The organism is Williamwhitmania taraxaci, assembly GCF_900096565.1.
Taxonomy (GTDB): Bacteria; Bacteroidota; Bacteroidia; order Bacteroidales; family Williamwhitmaniaceae; genus Williamwhitmania; species Williamwhitmania taraxaci.
This window is the reverse complement of the sequence record NZ_FMYP01000017.1, coordinates 1-16259: the sequence shown is the minus strand read 5'-3', so window position 1 is coordinate 16259 and position 16259 is coordinate 1. Positions and strand designations below refer to the sequence as shown.

Annotated in this window: 14 protein-coding genes and 1 pseudogene; 5 read left to right on the top strand and 10 right to left on the bottom strand. The window is 45.6% G+C overall.

Annotation, left to right across the window (positions count from 1 at the left end; genetic code table 11):
• Positions 1-2: 2 nt before the first annotated feature.
• Positions 3-476 carry a 23S rRNA (pseudouridine(1915)-N(3))-methyltransferase RlmH gene (gene rlmH, locus BLS65_RS06265; RefSeq protein ID WP_092437045.1) on the bottom strand — a complete coding sequence of 158 codons (474 nt, stop codon included), beginning with the start codon at positions 474-476 and terminating at the stop codon, positions 3-5.
• A gap of 283 nt (positions 477-759) precedes the next feature.
• Between rlmH and nadC the strand changes: the two genes are divergently transcribed.
• The 3 genes from nadC to pdxH all read left to right on the top strand — a co-directional run bounded on the left by nadC (position 760) and on the right by pdxH (position 3382).
• Positions 760-1608, top strand: a complete 849-nt coding sequence (gene nadC / locus BLS65_RS06260; protein ID WP_092437043.1) for a carboxylating nicotinate-nucleotide diphosphorylase — start codon at positions 760-762, stop codon at positions 1606-1608.
• Positions 1609-1610: 2 nt separating this feature from the next.
• Entirely contained in the window at positions 1611-2564 is a 954-nt protein-coding gene (locus BLS65_RS06255; protein ID WP_092437041.1) for a YihY/virulence factor BrkB family protein, read from the top strand.
• A gap of 176 nt (positions 2565-2740) precedes the next feature.
• Positions 2741-3382: a pyridoxamine 5'-phosphate oxidase gene (pdxH, locus tag BLS65_RS06250; protein ID WP_092437039.1), complete on the top strand. Its 642-nt coding sequence runs from the start codon at positions 2741-2743 to the stop codon at positions 3380-3382.
• A gap of 35 nt (positions 3383-3417) precedes the next feature.
• Here the strand turns inward: pdxH and BLS65_RS06245 are convergent, their stop codons facing one another.
• Positions 3418-4923, bottom strand: coding sequence for a glutamine synthetase family protein (locus tag BLS65_RS06245; protein WP_092437037.1), 1506 nt, complete (start codon positions 4921-4923; stop codon positions 3418-3420).
• Between the two features lie 77 nt (positions 4924-5000).
• On the opposite strand from BLS65_RS06245, the gene BLS65_RS06240 reads away from it, so the two are divergent.
• Complete coding sequence (locus BLS65_RS06240) at positions 5001-5315, top strand: hypothetical protein (protein ID WP_092437035.1); 315 nt, start codon at positions 5001-5003, stop codon at positions 5313-5315.
• 575 nt (positions 5316-5890) lie between these two features.
• On the opposite strand, the gene BLS65_RS06230 is transcribed toward BLS65_RS06240, so the two are convergent.
• The 6 genes from BLS65_RS06230 to BLS65_RS06205 all read right to left on the bottom strand — a co-directional run bounded on the left by BLS65_RS06230 (position 5891) and on the right by BLS65_RS06205 (position 14377).
• Entirely contained in the window at positions 5891-8518 is a 2628-nt protein-coding gene (locus BLS65_RS06230; protein ID WP_092437031.1) for a valine--tRNA ligase, read from the bottom strand.
• A gap of 145 nt (positions 8519-8663) precedes the next feature.
• Positions 8664-9173 (bottom strand): YfiR family protein, encoded by a 510-nt coding sequence (locus BLS65_RS06225; RefSeq protein ID WP_092437029.1) that lies wholly within the window; start codon positions 9171-9173, stop codon positions 8664-8666.
• Between the two features lie 61 nt (positions 9174-9234).
• Positions 9235-9822, bottom strand: coding sequence for a hypothetical protein (locus BLS65_RS06220; RefSeq protein WP_092437026.1), 588 nt, complete (start codon positions 9820-9822; stop codon positions 9235-9237).
• A 12-nt stretch (positions 9823-9834) separates the two neighbouring features.
• Complete coding sequence (gene der / locus BLS65_RS06215) at positions 9835-11148, bottom strand: ribosome biogenesis GTPase Der (protein ID WP_092437023.1); 1314 nt, start codon at positions 11146-11148, stop codon at positions 9835-9837.
• A 21-nt stretch (positions 11149-11169) separates the two neighbouring features.
• Positions 11170-12057: a GTPase Era gene (gene era, locus BLS65_RS06210; protein ID WP_092437122.1), complete on the bottom strand. Its 888-nt coding sequence runs from the start codon at positions 12055-12057 to the stop codon at positions 11170-11172.
• A 409-nt stretch (positions 12058-12466) separates the two neighbouring features.
• Positions 12467-14377 carry a methyl-accepting chemotaxis protein gene (locus BLS65_RS06205; protein WP_092437021.1) on the bottom strand — a complete coding sequence of 637 codons (1911 nt, stop codon included), beginning with the start codon at positions 14375-14377 and terminating at the stop codon, positions 12467-12469.
• A 396-nt stretch (positions 14378-14773) separates the two neighbouring features.
• Here BLS65_RS06205 and BLS65_RS06200 point away from each other — a divergent pair, with 396 nt between their 5' ends.
• Complete coding sequence (locus BLS65_RS06200) at positions 14774-15742, top strand: IS30 family transposase (protein ID WP_092437017.1); 969 nt, start codon at positions 14774-14776, stop codon at positions 15740-15742.
• 31 nt (positions 15743-15773) lie between these two features.
• On the opposite strand, the gene BLS65_RS19000 is transcribed toward BLS65_RS06200, so the two are convergent.
• Together BLS65_RS19000 and BLS65_RS18185 are read right to left on the bottom strand one after the other, a co-directional pair.
• A complete protein-coding gene (locus tag BLS65_RS19000; protein WP_394331452.1) occupies positions 15774-15950 on the bottom strand; it encodes a DUF6252 domain-containing protein in 177 nt (58 codons plus the stop codon).
• Positions 15951-16259, bottom strand: a pseudogene (locus BLS65_RS18185) (transposase); the annotation flags it as partial.

Sequence of the window (16259 nt, the reverse complement as noted above, 5' to 3'; positions counted from 1 at the left end):
GGTTACTGGTGATGATAAGGCTCGCCCTTCAGAATGGTAAATGCTCGGTAGAGTTGTTCCAAGAAGATAACCTTTACCATTTGATGAGAAAAGGTCATTTGGGAGAGGGATAGCTTGCCCGATGCCGTCTTGTAAACCTCATCGGAGAAGCCGTATGGTCCACCGGAAACAAAGCATAGGGAGCGTGTTCCCTCAAGGATTCTCTTTTCCAGAAATTCAGCAAAACCGGGAGAACTCATCTCTTTGCCCCGCTCATCGAGCAATACGATATAGTCGCCGTCGGCACAAGCCTTTAGGATAAGATCGCCTTCCATCTTTTTTTGTTGTAGTTCGGAGAGACTCTTCGCGTTTTTAATATCTGGGATTAGCTTTAACTCAAAGGAGATGTAGTGTGTTAATCGTTTTTCATACTCCTTTACCCCCTCGGCCAAGAAGGTAGGGGTTGTTTTGCCAAATGCTATAAATCGAATCTTCATGTGAACTTATTTTTCTATGTGCCTAAGGAGTTATTCCTCACAGTCGCTATACTGCCTTTTAATTGGTGGCAGGGTAGTAACCTTTTCGGGTTGCAATTCAGTAATTCCGTCAAATTTATTAACTTTGATTGACCTTGCAACCCAAAGGCGTATGTTGATGCTTTATTTTCCAAGTTAGCTTATATTTGCACTACGAACAATTTATTCAAACCCCAGCAATAAGGGGGCTCGTAGCAAACGAAGTGCCAAAGACACAGGAAACGCATAATAGATATTTTTCAGCATGGAAGTTACGGAAATTCTGGTAGATGAGCTTATTGATATCGCAATTAGGGAAGATGTTGGCGATGGCGACCATAGTTCCTTAAGCTGTATCCCTTTCGAAAAGATGGGAAAGGTGAAGCTGTTGGTTAAGCAAGCCGGTGTTCTTGCGGGGGTAGCAATTGCAAAGAAAGTATTCTTGCGTATCGACCCTGCTACGGAAATGGAAATTATTCTAAACGATGGAGCCATAATTAAGCCGGGCGACATTGCCTTTTACGCTGTAGGACGGGTTCAATCTCTGCTTAAGAGTGAGCGCTTGGTGCTAAATATCATGCAGCGAATGAGCGGAGTGGCTACGCAAACTGCCGAGTATGTGAAGCTGGTAGAGGGTACAGGAGCGAAGATACTTGATACCCGAAAAACTACTCCGGGAATGCGCGTGCTCGACAAACAGGCGGTAAAAATTGGGGGTGGCGAAAATCACCGGATGGGGTTATACGACATGGTGATGCTGAAGGATAATCACATCGATTTTGCCGGGGGAATTGAGGCGGCTGTTGCACGCGTAAAAGCGTATTTGAAAGCAGAGAACAGAAGTTTAAGGATTGAGGTTGAGGTTCGCTCTCTTGAGGATATTAAAACACTTTTGCGACTTGATGGCGTTCATCGGGTAATGTTCGATAACTTCTCTGTTGAGAAAACATTTGAAGCGGTTGCGTTGGTTGGGGGGAAACTCGAAACCGAATCGTCGGGCGGAATTAACAAGGATACCATTCGGAGCTACGCCGAAGCTGGGGTAGACTATATTTCGGTGGGGGCGCTTACGCACCAGATTAAAAGTCTTGATTTAAGTTTAAAAGCTGTTTAAACATGTATAAACGATTTGTTGGGTATTTGTTGGGTATATACTATCGTTCTACCCTATGGGCCAAGGAGGTTTCGCTTCCTGGGTTTTATAAAACTCCAATATACGATGTCGTTGTCTTTTTCTTTAGGGGCATCATGCAGGGCTCGCTTACTACACGTGCCTCAGCCATTGCTTTCAGCTTTTTTTTGGCGATCTTTCCCTCTATCATCTTTTTGTTTACACTAATACCCTACATCCCGGTAGATAATTTCCAAGGGCAGTTCTTTTCCATGCTTAAGGCACTTATTCCCGGCAATGCTTTTGCCGCGCTTGAATCTACACTGCTTGAGGTTATTACCCTTAAGAGTGGTGGCCTGCTCTCATTTGGTTTTGTTGCCGCACTCTTCTTCTCTACCAACGGTGTAAACTCTCTTCTTGGCGCGTTCAATGCTACTTACCACCGAATCGTTATTCGTAATATCTGGTCGCAATATATCGTATCTATTTTGCTTACCATTTTTCTCACCTTCCTGATTTCGTTAGCAACTGCACTTATTATATTCGGGCAATTAGCGTTATCCTACCTCGATGCTCATAATATTATTAAAGACGGAATTGTTATATGGCTACTGATCATTAGCAAATGGTTGATTGTGCTAATACTCTTCTTCTTCTCCATTGCTATGCTTTACTACTTTGCTCCTGCCGACCGAATTAAGTTTCGCTTCTTCTCGCCCGGGGCCTCGTTGGCTACATTCCTGATAATAGTAACCTCTGTTGGTTTCTCTGCCTACGTGAATAATTTTGGTCAATATAATAAGCTCTATGGGTCTATTGGGAGTTTTATGGCCCTTATGCTCTGGCTTTATTTCAATGCTATTGCGCTTTTGCTCGGATTCGAACTTAATGCCAGCATTAGTTCCGCCTCAAATGATAGGGGCGACAATGTTGATGCAATGATAAAAAAGTTAGATTAAAAGCTAAACATTCTTATTTCATAGCTGTTTTTGCTTGCATTAGGAGATGTGTGAGTGGAATTGCTGTGCATTGTAATGTGTAGGTTGGCGAAATTGGGGTTATTCCCGATGGTGATTATTTCGAAACAGAATAGCATTCGTCATACAGCAGTGTTTGAACCATAAAAAGATGTATAATGAAGAAGGACATTGCCAATATCCGACAGGAGTATAGGCTAGCATCGCTGCTAGAGACAGAGGTGGATACTAATCCAATGGTGGTGTTTAATGGATGGCTCCAGGAGGCAATAAAGGCTGATGTGCCCGAGCCTACGGCCATGACGGTAGCGACTTCAACCTTTGAGGGAAAGCCATCGGCTCGAATGATGCTTCTGAAGGGTGCCGATGAGAATGGTTTTTCATTCTTCACCAACTACGAAAGCCGTAAGGCGCGCCAGTTGGCGCAGAATCCATTTGCAGCACTGGTTTTCTTTTGGCCCCTGCTCGAGCGTCAAGTAAGAATTGAGGGTAAGATTTCGAAGGTTAGCGCAAAGGAGTCGGATCGATACTTTAAAAGTCGTCCGGTGGGTAGCAGGATTGGTGCTTGGGCTTCGCCGCAAAGCCAAGTTATTCCTAATCGTCGTTACCTTGAGAGTTTGAAAATGGACTTCCAGGAAGAGTTTGCCAAGCGGGAGATTATTCGACCCGATAACTGGGGTGGATATGTGTTAGAGCCAATCTTGATTGAGTTTTGGCAGGGCAGGCCCGATAGGCTACACGACAGGCTTCAGTATCGATTGGAAAATGAAGGTTGGATTCTTGAGCGATTAGCACCATAAAAAACAAAAGCCCCATTTCTGGGGCTTTTTCTGTGTTATGCAATGTGAATGTATTTGTCAACCAAAGCCTTTATCTCATCGTGCTTGCCGTAGAGTTTTTCGCTTAGACCTTCATCTTTGTAAGATTTCAAGATTTTAATCTTGCTGTCGATCATCCCCTTGGGGAAGATTCCGTTGTTCTCGAAGATTGCTCTCTTCTGGCTTAACCGATCAGCCGATTCGGAGCAGGAGATAGGCAGTTGCTCCAACTTCTCTTGAATGTGCTTATTCTCCTCCTTAAAGATGTTGCAATCCACGTATTGGGCTTGGGCGCGCGCTAGTGCATTTGGCATGGTGAGACCGTGCTCTGCACCCACAACAAGTCCAGCAAGAAGACAGTAAAGATCGGCCGAACCATCGGGTGTGCGGATCTCAACCGTTTGTTTGCTTTCGGTATGGGTTAATAGTGAATCGTCTTGAGGGTTGGCATCGTGAAGCATGGTATTGGCTCCGTTCCATCCCAGCGGCACACGAATTAGCACCGAACGGTTTCTATCGCCCCAGCAAATGCTGGTTGGTGCCTCTTGGTGAGGAACCAAGCGTAGGTAGGAGGTAGGAATGGTATTGCCAAAAGCAGTGAGGGCATCAGCAACATCGAGTATCCCGGCAATCATCTTCTTGGCCGTATCGCTCAACTTACCTTCGGAAACCATCATATTTTTGCCATCCTTAACCAGCATCATGTGCACATGAAGTCCGCTTCCGGCCTTACCTACCGTGATCTTTGGTGCAAAGCTAATGTTTACACCGTAGCGGTATCCAAGCATACGAAGAATCCACTTAGCAATAACCATTTGCTCTACGGCTTCTTCGGCAGTCATGGGAAGAAACTCAATTTCGTGCTGCTCGTAATGGATGCCATCTTGGGTAAAGCAACCCACCTCGGAGTGACCATACTTAACGTGACCGCCGGCGCGGGCAATATAGCGAAGCGCTTCCACCCGTATAATTTCCCATTTGGAGTAAGGTTCCGAAGCGTGGTAACCCTTTTGATCAACGCCCGGATACACTTCTTGATCTTCGGCAATAACATAGTATTCCAACTCGCCCAAGGCCATGAAGGTGTAGCCGGTTTTGCGGCGGAATTCCTCATGAGCTTTGCGCAGAACAAACTCGGGAGAGCTATCAAGGGGCTTGCCTTCGTTGTTGTAAAATGAGCAAAGGATATTGAGTGTTGGCACTTCGGCAAACGGGTCAACGAATGCAGTGCGGAATTTAGGGATGACGTATAAATCGCTCGAACCCGCCTCGATAAAGGAGAATAGGCTCGATCCATCTACACGCTCACCACCCGAAAGGATAATATCTAAATGGTCTTTACTCCAAAGAATAAAGTTAAGGGTTTTGAGCTTTCCATCCTCCGCCACGTAGCGAAAGTTCACCATTTCTATTTCGTGCGCCTCGGCAAAGTTGATGATGTCCTGCTTCGTAAACTCTGCTGCTGGTTTCTTGAGATACTGCACCAATTCGTTGGGGCTCATTATAATTTCGGAATCTCTCATTTGTTTTCGATTTAAGGAAACATGTCAAAACTACCCTTTTACAATAACATTTCCAACGAGTTCACTCGTTTGCACCAATGTTAGAAAACATAGATGAAAGGTACCAAAATGAAAACAGAAAGCAGCCGTTTGGGCGTATCGAGTTCCTATTTGTAATTAAAAACTCTAAAATCGAAGTTCGGAACTTCAACCTGGGAGTAAAAAGCATCGGCGTCGAAGTTCGGAACTCCAAGGCCGGAGTAAAAAGCATCGGCGTCGAAGTAAAATGCTTTGAAGCCGAAGTTCGGAACTCCAAAACCGGAGTAAAAAGCATCGGCGTCGAAGTAAAAAGCATTGAAGCCGACGTTCTGAACTTCAACGTCGAAGTTCAGAACTCCAAAACAGGAGTTTAGGACTCTAAAATCGGAGACTAGGGCTACTAAATGGGGAGCCTACTCCCGCGCTAACTGGGGGCAGCCTGCCATTGCCTATACGCTTACGGGTTCTTCGAACGCTGGAAGGTAATTGTTCATCAACTTTCGGGGTGACTCTTTGCTAACAATAAAAGTCACCCTGAAAGTGCCCGTGCATAGTCCGAGTGCGACTTGTATGCTATAGCGTAGTAGTCGCGCCTGGACTAGCTGAAAAGCGGAGGCTCCAAGAGCCTCCGACGGCGTTTTTTCGGGCAAGGCCTTGAGTTTTTTGCCTACTTTTTGTGTCAAGACAAAAAGTGGGTGGGGTTTGGGGCAACGCCCCGAAAATACACACAACGCATCAAACCATATTCCCTGAGCAGTTAATGCAAAGCAGTATAAATCCAAAAGATTAGTGAGGTGGGTTCTTATCGTGAAGCGTTTTGAAAATGTTAAACGTGAATTCCCTGATTCCCGCTTTCGCGGTGACTTCTCGCTCGGCAGAAAAGTTCACCCATAAAAAAAGCGGAGGCTCCAAGAACCTCCGCTTAATATGTAGTATTTGTGGCGATGCGCTACTTCTTTAATTGTGCAATTTGCTCCTCAATGGCTTTGATCTTTGTCTCGGCGTCGGACTTCTTGTTTTGCTCCATCTCTACAACTTTTGCCGGTGCGCTGTTCACAAATTTCTCATTGCTCAACTTTTTCATAACCGATTCCAAGAATCCCTGAAGGTATACCACCTCGGCTTGAAGTTTTTCTAACTCTTCTTCAACATTGAGTAGTCCACCCAGCGGGAGGTAGTACTCGGTAGTTTTTACCATAAACGACGATGCACCTTCCACCTTTGTATCGGTATCGTTGATGGTCGTGAGATTGGCCATTTTGATGATTACCGAGTTGAGGTTTACAAGAGGGCTACCCTCTCTTTTCACAAACAGCTCCAAGGTTTCCTTGTGGGGGATATTCTTGTCCTGACGAACCGAGCGAACATTGGCAACCGTTTCCTTCAGGTTTTCGAACTCCTCGAGGATCGCAGAATCGAAAGCTTTGGCTACTGGCCATAAGCTTACCATAATGGAATCTTTGGCATCTCGCTCCTTAATAAGGTGGTAAATCTCCTCGGTAAGGAATGGCATGTAGGGGTGAAGAACCTTAAGCAGTCGCTCAAAAAATTCTATTGTGGTGTTGAGGGTTTTTCCATCAATGGGCTGGTTGAACGCGGGCTTTATGGCCTCGAGATACCAGCTGGAGAACTCGTCCCAGAATAGCTTATATACCACCATCAACGCTTCTGAAATATTGTAGGCGTCAAACTGTTGGTTTACCTGCTCCAGGGTTTGGTTGAACTTAGCCTCGAACCATTCCACCGTAAGGCGTGTGTGTTCGGGCTGTGGAATGGTTGCATCAACCTCCCATCCTTTTACTAAGCGGAAGGCATTCCAAATTTTATTGCTGAAGTTACGGCCTTGCTCCGTAAGGTTTTCGTCGAAGAGGAGGTCGTTTCCGGCAGGGCTGCACAGGAGCATTCCCACCCGAACACCATCGGCACCATACTTGGCAATAAGGTCGAGCGGATCGGGGGAATTCCCTAGCGATTTCGACATCTTGCGGTGCAGCTGGTCGCGCACAATACCGGTTAGGTATACGTTGGTGAAAGGTTTTGCGCCCTGGTATTCGTATCCGGCAATAATCATGCGGGCCACCCAGAAGAATAGAATTTCGGGAGCGGTAACCAGATCGTTGGTTGGGTAGTAGTATTTAATCTCAGCGTTTTCGGGGTTTCGAATACCGTCGAACACCGATATGGGCCACAACCACGAGGAGAACCAGGTGTCGAGCACATCTACATCCTGGCTTAGGTCGGCCATGGTGAGCGCGCTGTTGCCCGTTTCTTTCTTGGCTTGGGCTAGTGCTTCCTCATCGGTTTCGGCCACAATGCAAGTGCCGTTGCTGAGGTAGTAGGCCGGAATGCGGTGGCCCCACCACAGCTGGCGCGAAATACACCAGTCCTTAATGTTGTCGAGCCAGTGCTTGTAGGTGTTCTTGAATTTGGATGGGTAAAGCTTTATCTCGTCGTTCATAACCGCATCGAGGGCAGGCTTTGCTAGATCCTCCATTTTCAGGAACCACTGGGTAGAGAGTTTGGGCTCAATAACGGCATCGGTTCTTTCGGAATAGCCAACTTTATTCGCGTAGTTCTCAATCTTTTCGATAAGGCCGGCCTTATCCATGTCTTTTACAATCTCGTCTCTTACGGCAAACCTATCTTTCCCAACGTAAAGCTGTGCCTTCTCGTTGAGGGTTCCGTTGTCGTTGAAGATATCGATGGATTCCAGCTTGTATTTCTGGCCCAACATGTAGTCGTTGATATCGTGGGCCGGAGTAACTTTAAGTGCGCCGGTTCCAAATTCAATGTCTACATAATCGTCCTCGATGATGGGAACAATACGGTTGATGAGCGGAACGATTACCCGTTTACCTTTAAGGTGTGCAAAGCGAGGATCGTTGGGGTTCACACAAACGGCGGTATCGCCCAAGATGGTTTCGGGACGAGTGGTGGCAACCACAATGTATTCGCCGGTACCCTCAATTTTATAGCGAAGGTAGTATAGCTTGCTCTGAACCTCTTTGTATATTACCTCCTCATCGGAGAGGGCTGTCTTTGCTTGAGGATCCCAGTTTACCATGCGCACTCCGCGGTAAACGAGCCCTTTTTTATGGAGGTCGACAAAAACCTTTATTACACTTTCGGAACGTTCAGGATCCATGGTAAATGCGGTGCGCTCCCAGTCGCAGGAAGCACCCAACTTCTTCAATTGCTCTAGGATGATCCCGCCATGCTTATGAGTCCACTCCCATGCATGTTCCAGAAACTCATCGCGAGTCAATGAGGCCTTGTCTATACCTTGGTCTTTCAGCTTGCTCACCACTTTTGCTTCGGTAGCAATGGAGGCGTGGTCGGTTCCGGGAACCCAGCATGCATTCTTTCCCAACATCCTTGCGCGTCGCACAAAAACATCCTGAATGGTATTGTTGAGCATATGGCCCATGTGCAAAACGCCGGTAACGTTTGGCGGAGGAATAACAATGGTATAAGGCTCCCTTTCGTCGGGTATTGAGCGGAAAAAGCCTTGGTTCATCCAATAGGAATACCACTTATCCTCAATTGAAGAGGGGTCATACTTTGTTGGGACTTCCATCTGAAACAGTAGTTATGTCGTGTTGAATTTTGGCAAAGCGACAAATTTAAGAATTTATTGGATAACCAGACCGATATTTAAGAATTTAGGCGTATAGGATTAGGCTAGAGAATCAATCCTTCAACGTATATCGGTTTTCTATAACCTATTTATAGGATTTGTTGGCAAGCGAAACCAATTTAGGCAGCACGCTAATTCTCTGTTTTATAATAGCCGTAGGGTTTATGTCGAAGGCAATCTTCCCATTCACCATTCTGAAACTAATACCGGCTCCAAGGGCAGCGAGTCCATCTTTTTCGGAAATGATGAGTGTTGCGTTGGTTCCAATTTTTGAAATAACCAGATCGAGGCTGCCAGCCCTATCTCTAGGAATGTAGAGGATATGACATTTGCCTATTTGCCCTATGGTTGCGTATGTCTTGATGAAGACTGGTTTGTTTTTTATAGTTCTCTTTCCTTCGAGCAGCCGGAGAGCTTCTGTGGTGTTCGAGTTACCAAATACGCCAATTACAAAGGCATCGCCTAAGTCTTCCTCTTGCCACTCTGTGTAGTTGGTAAAATTATAAATGAAGCCAGCCTGCACTTTAGCCAGCTGGGCAAAGGCTTGGGATGAGGCGCAAAGGGCCAACGCAAGAAAGAGTGACACCTTCTTCATTGAGCAATTGTGGAATGGTAGAGGCCGTAAGTTATAAAAAGGGTAGAAACTCAGGTGTTTTTTACCACAAATTCTGAGATTTATCAAAAACAATCTCAGCGGTTTCTATTGTGTCGCTACTATGAAGCGCCCGATCCTTTACGTAGAAACGATATTTTATAGTATCTGATGGTAGTTGAAGGGTATGGGCATTGGGGAAGTGTTCAAATCTCACGCTTATCGTTGCCTTTTGTTGCTTATTATTTCCCTCGGCTTCAAAGTAGAGGATGGGTTTGCTAAGTGGGCTTGCTGCATTATCGGGAACTGGAATATAAACACCGTTTATTTTGTTAAATTGCTTAAGAAATAGGTTGTTTCGGTATTCTGGAGCGGTAGTAGAATCGGGCGTATCCAATCCAAAATCCCCATCTCCATCCCGTAATTCAAACTTGATAGTGCAAAACCAAACCTTGTTGTCATTACTAAACCCCTTTTCGGTCTTATACGATAGGTAGGTAATGGACGGAATGTTGGAATAAACTTCCTCCTTTTTACAGCCAAAGGAGAGCAGTAGTGCAACCATTGCACCCAAAAAGGCAAAACGGCCGAGAGAGGACACGCTATATCCCTTCCCTCGACCGTTTTGAGTAATTATCTTTAAGGTAGCCATTGGTGCTTCCTTTTATTTTTGTCTAATAAATATCTGAATGGGAACTCCTGTAAATTCGAATTGCTCCCGAAGTTTATTCTCCAAGAAACGCTTGTAGGGCTCCTTCACATACTGCGGCAGGTTACAAAAGAATGCAAAACTAGGCGCGTAGGTAGGGAGTTGTGTAACGAACTTAATCCTAACGAACTTATCCTTAACCGATGGAGGGGGATAGGCCTCGATAAGTGGAAGCATTACATCGTTCAGCGTTGAGGTGGGGATACGTCGGCGACGGTTCTCGTTCACGCGAACTACCTCGTCGAGCACGTTGTAAATACGCTGCTTGGTAAGGGCGGATACAAATAGAATGGGAACATCCTTGAAAGGGGCAAGGCGGCGTTGAATGGCTTCCTTGTAATCTTCAAGCGTTTTGTTCTCCTTCTCTACTAAATCCCACTTGTTTACCAATATTACCACGCCCTTACGGTTACGGTAAATTAGGTTGAAAATGTTAATGTCTTGAGCCTCTATTCCGAGGGTTGCATCGAGCATAAGCACGCAAACATCGGAGTTTTCGATAACCCTGATAGAGCGGAGCACCGAATAGAATTCTAAATCCTCGGTTACCTTACCCTTTTTGCGTAGACCTGCAGTATCGATAAGGTAGAAGTCGTGACCAAACTTATTGTAGCGGGTAAGAATAGCATCGCGGGTAGTACCTGCAATAGGCGTAACGATGTTGCGCTCCTCACCAAGAAGGGCATTTGCAAGGCTGCTCTTGCCTACGTTAGGCTTGCCTACAATTGCAATCTTGGGAAGCGTATCTTCCTCTTCTTCTTCATTAACAAGAGCAGGAAGTCCGGTAACTACGGCATCGAGCAAGTCGCCGGTACCGCTTCCGTTCATGGATGAGATGGCAAAGTAGTTGCCCAATCCCAACTCGTAGAACTCATTTGCTTCCATGTAGCGTTGGGTGTTATCCACCTTGTTAACTACAAGCAATACCTTTTTATTGGTAACTTTTCGAAGCATGTGCGAAACCTCTCTGTCGGTGTCGGTAATGCCTTCAGCAACATCAACCAGAAAGAGGATGAGGTCCGATTCTTCGATAGCCAACTTAACTTGCTTGCGAATCTCTTCCTCAAAAATATCGTCGGAATCGTTGATGTAACCACCAGTATCGATCACTGAAAATTCTCTGCCGTTCCAATCGGTTTTTCCGTAGTGGCGGTCGCGGGTCACCCCTGCTGTTTCGTCCACAATGGCCTCCCGTGCACCAACCAACCTATTGAAAAGGGTTGATTTACCAACGTTTGGGCGACCTACAATAGCAATAATGTTTCCCATTTTTAACTCTTCCTTGGAACTTTAGTTTTGATTATAGCCAAATCGTTTTAGCATCAGGTCGCTGTCGCGCCAGTTTTCCAGCACCTTAACCTGTAGGCTTAAAAACACCTTCTTGTCCACAAAGGCTTCAATATCGTGACGTGCCTTGGTGCCAATTCTCTTGAGCATTATTCCTTGATGTCCTATGAGGATTCCTTTTTGGGATTCTCGAACAACGTATATGAGGGCCTCAATGTGGATTATTTTCTCCTCCTCCTTGTAGCTATCTACTACCACCTCTACCGAGTATGGGATCTCCTTCTTGTAGCTAATCAGGATTTTCTCCCGAATAATTTCCGATACAAAGAAGCGCATGGTTTTGTCGCTCATTTGATCCTTGGGGAAATACTCCGGGTTTTCAGGTAATTTCTCGAGGACCTCGGTTAAGAGTGCCTCTTGGTTGAACTTGTGTAGTGCCGATACCGGGATGATCTTGGCTTCGGGCATGCGCACCTGCCATGCGTCCATCGCTTCAACAACGGCCTCTTGGCTTTTGGCAAGATCCACCTTATTTATAACCACGATTACGGGCACGTTCATGCGGGTAATCTTCTGAATAATATCTTCGTGTAGGTCAATTGCCATGCCCATTTCGGTAACCAGCAGAATGATGTCGGCATCGGAAAGAGCGGAGTAAACAAACTGCATCATACTCTCTTGCAGCTTGTAGTTGGGTTTAAGCACTCCAGGGGTATCGGAGTAAACTATTTGGAAGTCGTCTCCATTGACAATTCCCATGATGCGGTGTCGTGTGGTTTGGGCTTTCGATGTGATAATGGAAAGTTTCTCTCCCACCAATGAATTCATTAGTGTAGACTTTCCTACATTGGGAAAACCTATAATGTTCACAAAACCTGATTTGTGCGCCATGCTACAATTTTTTTTTAAGAGCACAAAGATAGCACGAAAAAGCTGGTTGAGCGCTATCGAAACGGTATAAATGCAAATTATTGCATGGTTATCTTTTGTTTTGTAGGTATTTATAGTCAATTCCATTTTTTTGATAATGGTTTTCTGCTTCTAATGGCAGCGGGGAGCAAAGTGGCCGGGTTCACTACTCTCGATATCCCAAATTATCGGGTGACAAGTTATAATTGACTGAAATAGTAACCAAAGGGTTCTCCTCTCCGATAAGCATTAGGGTAGAATAATGAAACGTGATTGGATGTTAGATGCAGCCGCAATAAACCGACAAGGGCGGGGAGGCGACTCTATTAAAAAAGAAAGGGATAATCCGAAGTTTATTTCGGACTATCCCTTTTCTGAATTTGAATTAGTGCTACCTTTCTTTTGAGAGCAAGAAGTAGGCAACCGAATCCTTTAGCGATTCGGCTTGGTCGGCCAGCTCCTCAGCACCTGACGAGAGTTCTTCGGAGGCAGCTGCATTTTGTTGAATAATTTGGCTTAGTTGCTGCAGTGCTGTGTTAATTTGTTCTACTCCTAAGTTCTGTTCCATGCTGGCTGCGGCAATCTCTTGAACCAACTGGGCTGTACGCTTTACTTCTGGAGAGAGTTCTTGCATCAGTTTGGTGCTGTTTTCGGAAACGGCAAGGCTCGATCGGGAGAGTACCCCAATTTCGTCGGCGGAAGTTTTGCTGCGCTCAGCTAACTTGCGCACTTCGGCCGCTACAACAGCAAATCCGCGACCGTGTTCACCTGCACGCGCAGCCTCTACTGCTGCATTTAGCGCCAGAATATTGGTCTGAAAGGCAATATCGTTAATTATCGTAATCTTTTCGGCAATGAGTTTGGTCGACTCCAAACTCTGCTTAGAGGCATCGGCTACTACCTCCATTTTGGATGCAATTTGAACCGCAATACGCTCGGTTTCCTTGGCATTGTCGGAGTTTTGCTGAATGTTCGCTGCCATCTCCTCCATGGAGGATGAGACCTCCTCGGCCGAACTTGCCTGCTGGTTGGCTCCCACCGAAAGTTTATCTGAACCTTCGTTTATTTGTTGGCTGATGTTTGTTATAATGGATGCACCGTCTTGGATATGGGTGACTACCTTGGAGATATCCTCTGTCATCTTGTTGATGGATTCCGAAAGGATGCCAATTTCATCGTGATTGGAGTAGCTTACCTTGTGACTCAAATCGCCTTGGGCTATTGCCTTGGTAACTTCCACTATGGCAAAGATTGGGCTTATTACCTTGTTTAGGTAAATGCCTATAATGAATGAGAGGATAATAAACACCACAAGACCAATACCGATTTCGCTCCAGAGTGCACTTGTTGCCTCGGCCACAATATGTTCTTTGGGAACCTCAATTTGAAGTTGCCAAGGAGTGGTAGATTCCCCTATTTTCAAAGGAACGGTTACGGTGAGGTTATTGTTGTAATACTTGGTCTCGGCAATCCCGCGCTGCACCTTGGACAATCTTTCAGTGCTATTCTCCTTATCAACATCCTTTATGTTTTTGCCTACATTGTCCGGATTTTGGTTGTCGGCGCAGTAGGTGCCATTATTCGAGATCAAGCTAATTCGGGATCCCTCTCCTAGCGATTTTTCACCCATGATGAGCTGTTGAAGCCATTCCAGTGGAATGTCGGCAGTCGTAACACCATAAAAAGTGCCGTTGGCCATAATGGGTGCCGAAAAGGTCATCATTAAAACATCTTTTCCTTGTACGGGGTAAATATAGGGATCGATAATGGCAATACTCTTGGTTTGACGGGGAATTACGTACCAATCTCCGGCACCAGCCACCTCATAATCGACCAAGGGGTCTAGGCCGATCTCGCTACCTCCGCTGCGGTATAGGTAGGGGATAAATCGACCCGTTTTATCGTGGGCGGGAGTGTTTGCATACTTGGCATCGTTGCCATCGAAGGCGTTGGGTTCCCAGCATGTAGACATCCCTACAAAGGAACTACGGCCGTTAAGCACTTTCCTAAGCATTTCGATGCTCTGCTCGCGACCTAGGGTGAACTTGCTTCCATTCTCTTTTATAGATGAAAAGGTATTTGCCATGGCTCGAACTACCTCGAGCGACGATTCAAAGGAGGCATCCACTTGGTTGGTGTATTCCTTGGCAATGGTTTCTACCAACTTCTCTTCGGAACTCAATAGTTTGTTGCGAAGGGTGATGGTAGAGTAGGCAATTAGAATTCCTACGGTAATCAAGATTCCAACTGTAATGATGAGCTGAATTCTATATTTCAATGAGCGGTGGCTTGAAAAATCCATAAGACTTACATATTGGGTTTACTTCATTGATGAATACTCACAACTATTAAACCCTGGTTTTTGGTTATGGTTTTATGGTTAATCAATTGTTACGGACGTTTGTCAAACGACCGACATGCAATACTTTACCACACCGTTTGGGTCGATTTTGCCAACTATTAGAAGTTAAAAACGGTGTATTTCAAAAGCACAGCCTGTAGAAATGAATGAATATCTACGCCTTTTTAGTCAGCATCTTGCTTGCCTAAATTCAAGTAACAAATGCAACTTATAGGATAGATTAGAGAGAAAGGAATTACTTTTTTCAGAACAGGAAGATGAGGATTACCCACCTTCGCTGCTCCGATGGAAAAAATGTGGTTCTTTACCCCCTAAGTCCTCTAAAAATAAGTTGTAATGGCGCACATCAACCAAGAGCAAAGGTATGTAATTACCATCATGCTACGGCAAGGCAAGCTACAAAAAGAAATTGCCCAAATTGTAAACCGGAGCCCTTCCGTGATATCGCGGGAGATCCGAAGGAATAGGGAGCCCAAAACGGGTGCTTACGAGAGCAGCGCGGCGCAGCGCGCTTACGAGCGGCGGCTGAAGACCAAGCCGAAGTTCTGCAAGCTTACGGGCACCGTTCTGGCCAACGTAAAGGATCGGCTCAAGGATGACCTCCGCCCGGAGCAGATTGCGGGGGAGGCACGGGTTCTGGGCATTCCCTGCGCATCGCACGAAGCGATTTACCAGCTCGTTTGGCGGGATAAAAAGCAAGGTGGAGACCTGCACACCCACCTGCGAAACAAGGGCCGAAGCTACCGCAAACGCGGGGCAAGTAAGGATAAGCGGGGCATTATCCCTGGCAGGGTGGACATCTCCCTGCGCCCAGCGGTTGTCGACCAAAAGGAGCGCGTAGGCGATTGGGAGATCGACACGGTCATCGGCAGGAACCACAAGGGGGCCATTGTCACCATGAACGACCGAAGAACGGGGCTGCTTAGGCTGCGGCTGGTAAGTTCAAAGGAAGCCGGGGTGGTAACCATCGCTGCCGTAGAGTCGCTATCGCCCCTGGCACACCAAATGCATACCATTACTGCAGATAATGGGAAAGAGTTTGCCGAACATCAGGTTGTTGCCCAGAAGCTGAAAATAAATTTTTGCTTTGCACGGCCATACCACAGCTGGGAGCGCGGTGCGAATGAGAATGCAAACCGGTTGGTAAGGCAGTATTTCCCTAAGAAAACGGACTTTAAAGCGATAACGCAAGAGCAAGTTCAGTGGGTGGAGGATATACTTAACAGCAGGCCTAGGAAAAGGCTAGGGTACCGTTCACCATCTTTGGCATACAATCAGTTAACCCAAGTTGCATTTGTGAGTTGAATCTTGCCATTAAAATATATTTTCATTGTGTTTATTGTTTGTTTAAGTCAAATCGTCCATTCGAAACTTCAATAACTACTTTACTGTATTCGTTCATTGCCGTAAAATAAAATGTTCCAGAAATAATGTTTTTTATAGAATCGATTAATGTAATTGTGACAATACCGCCATTTAAACTATCTGTGTTATAACAATAGTTCGGTAAGATTTATGCCGCAATTTTACCGTAATCCAACAAATCATTGACGATTTTTTTATTTTTTGCGGTGTTTGGGTTTATTGCAAACATACACATAAATCGTTCCAGTAGCAACGCGTTGTTATATAGAGTTTTGTAATTAGCCATTGAGAACGTTTTTTGGAGGTTATCCTTGTTTGAGAGCCAGTCTTGCTTGGCGATATTTACCGCTGTTAGAGCCGCGTTAAAGTGGAAATCGAGCTTATTCTTGCTCCTAGCCTGACAGGTGGTAAGCCCGGTGAACTGCTTGGCATCTCGGTAGAGGAATTCTATTTGAAA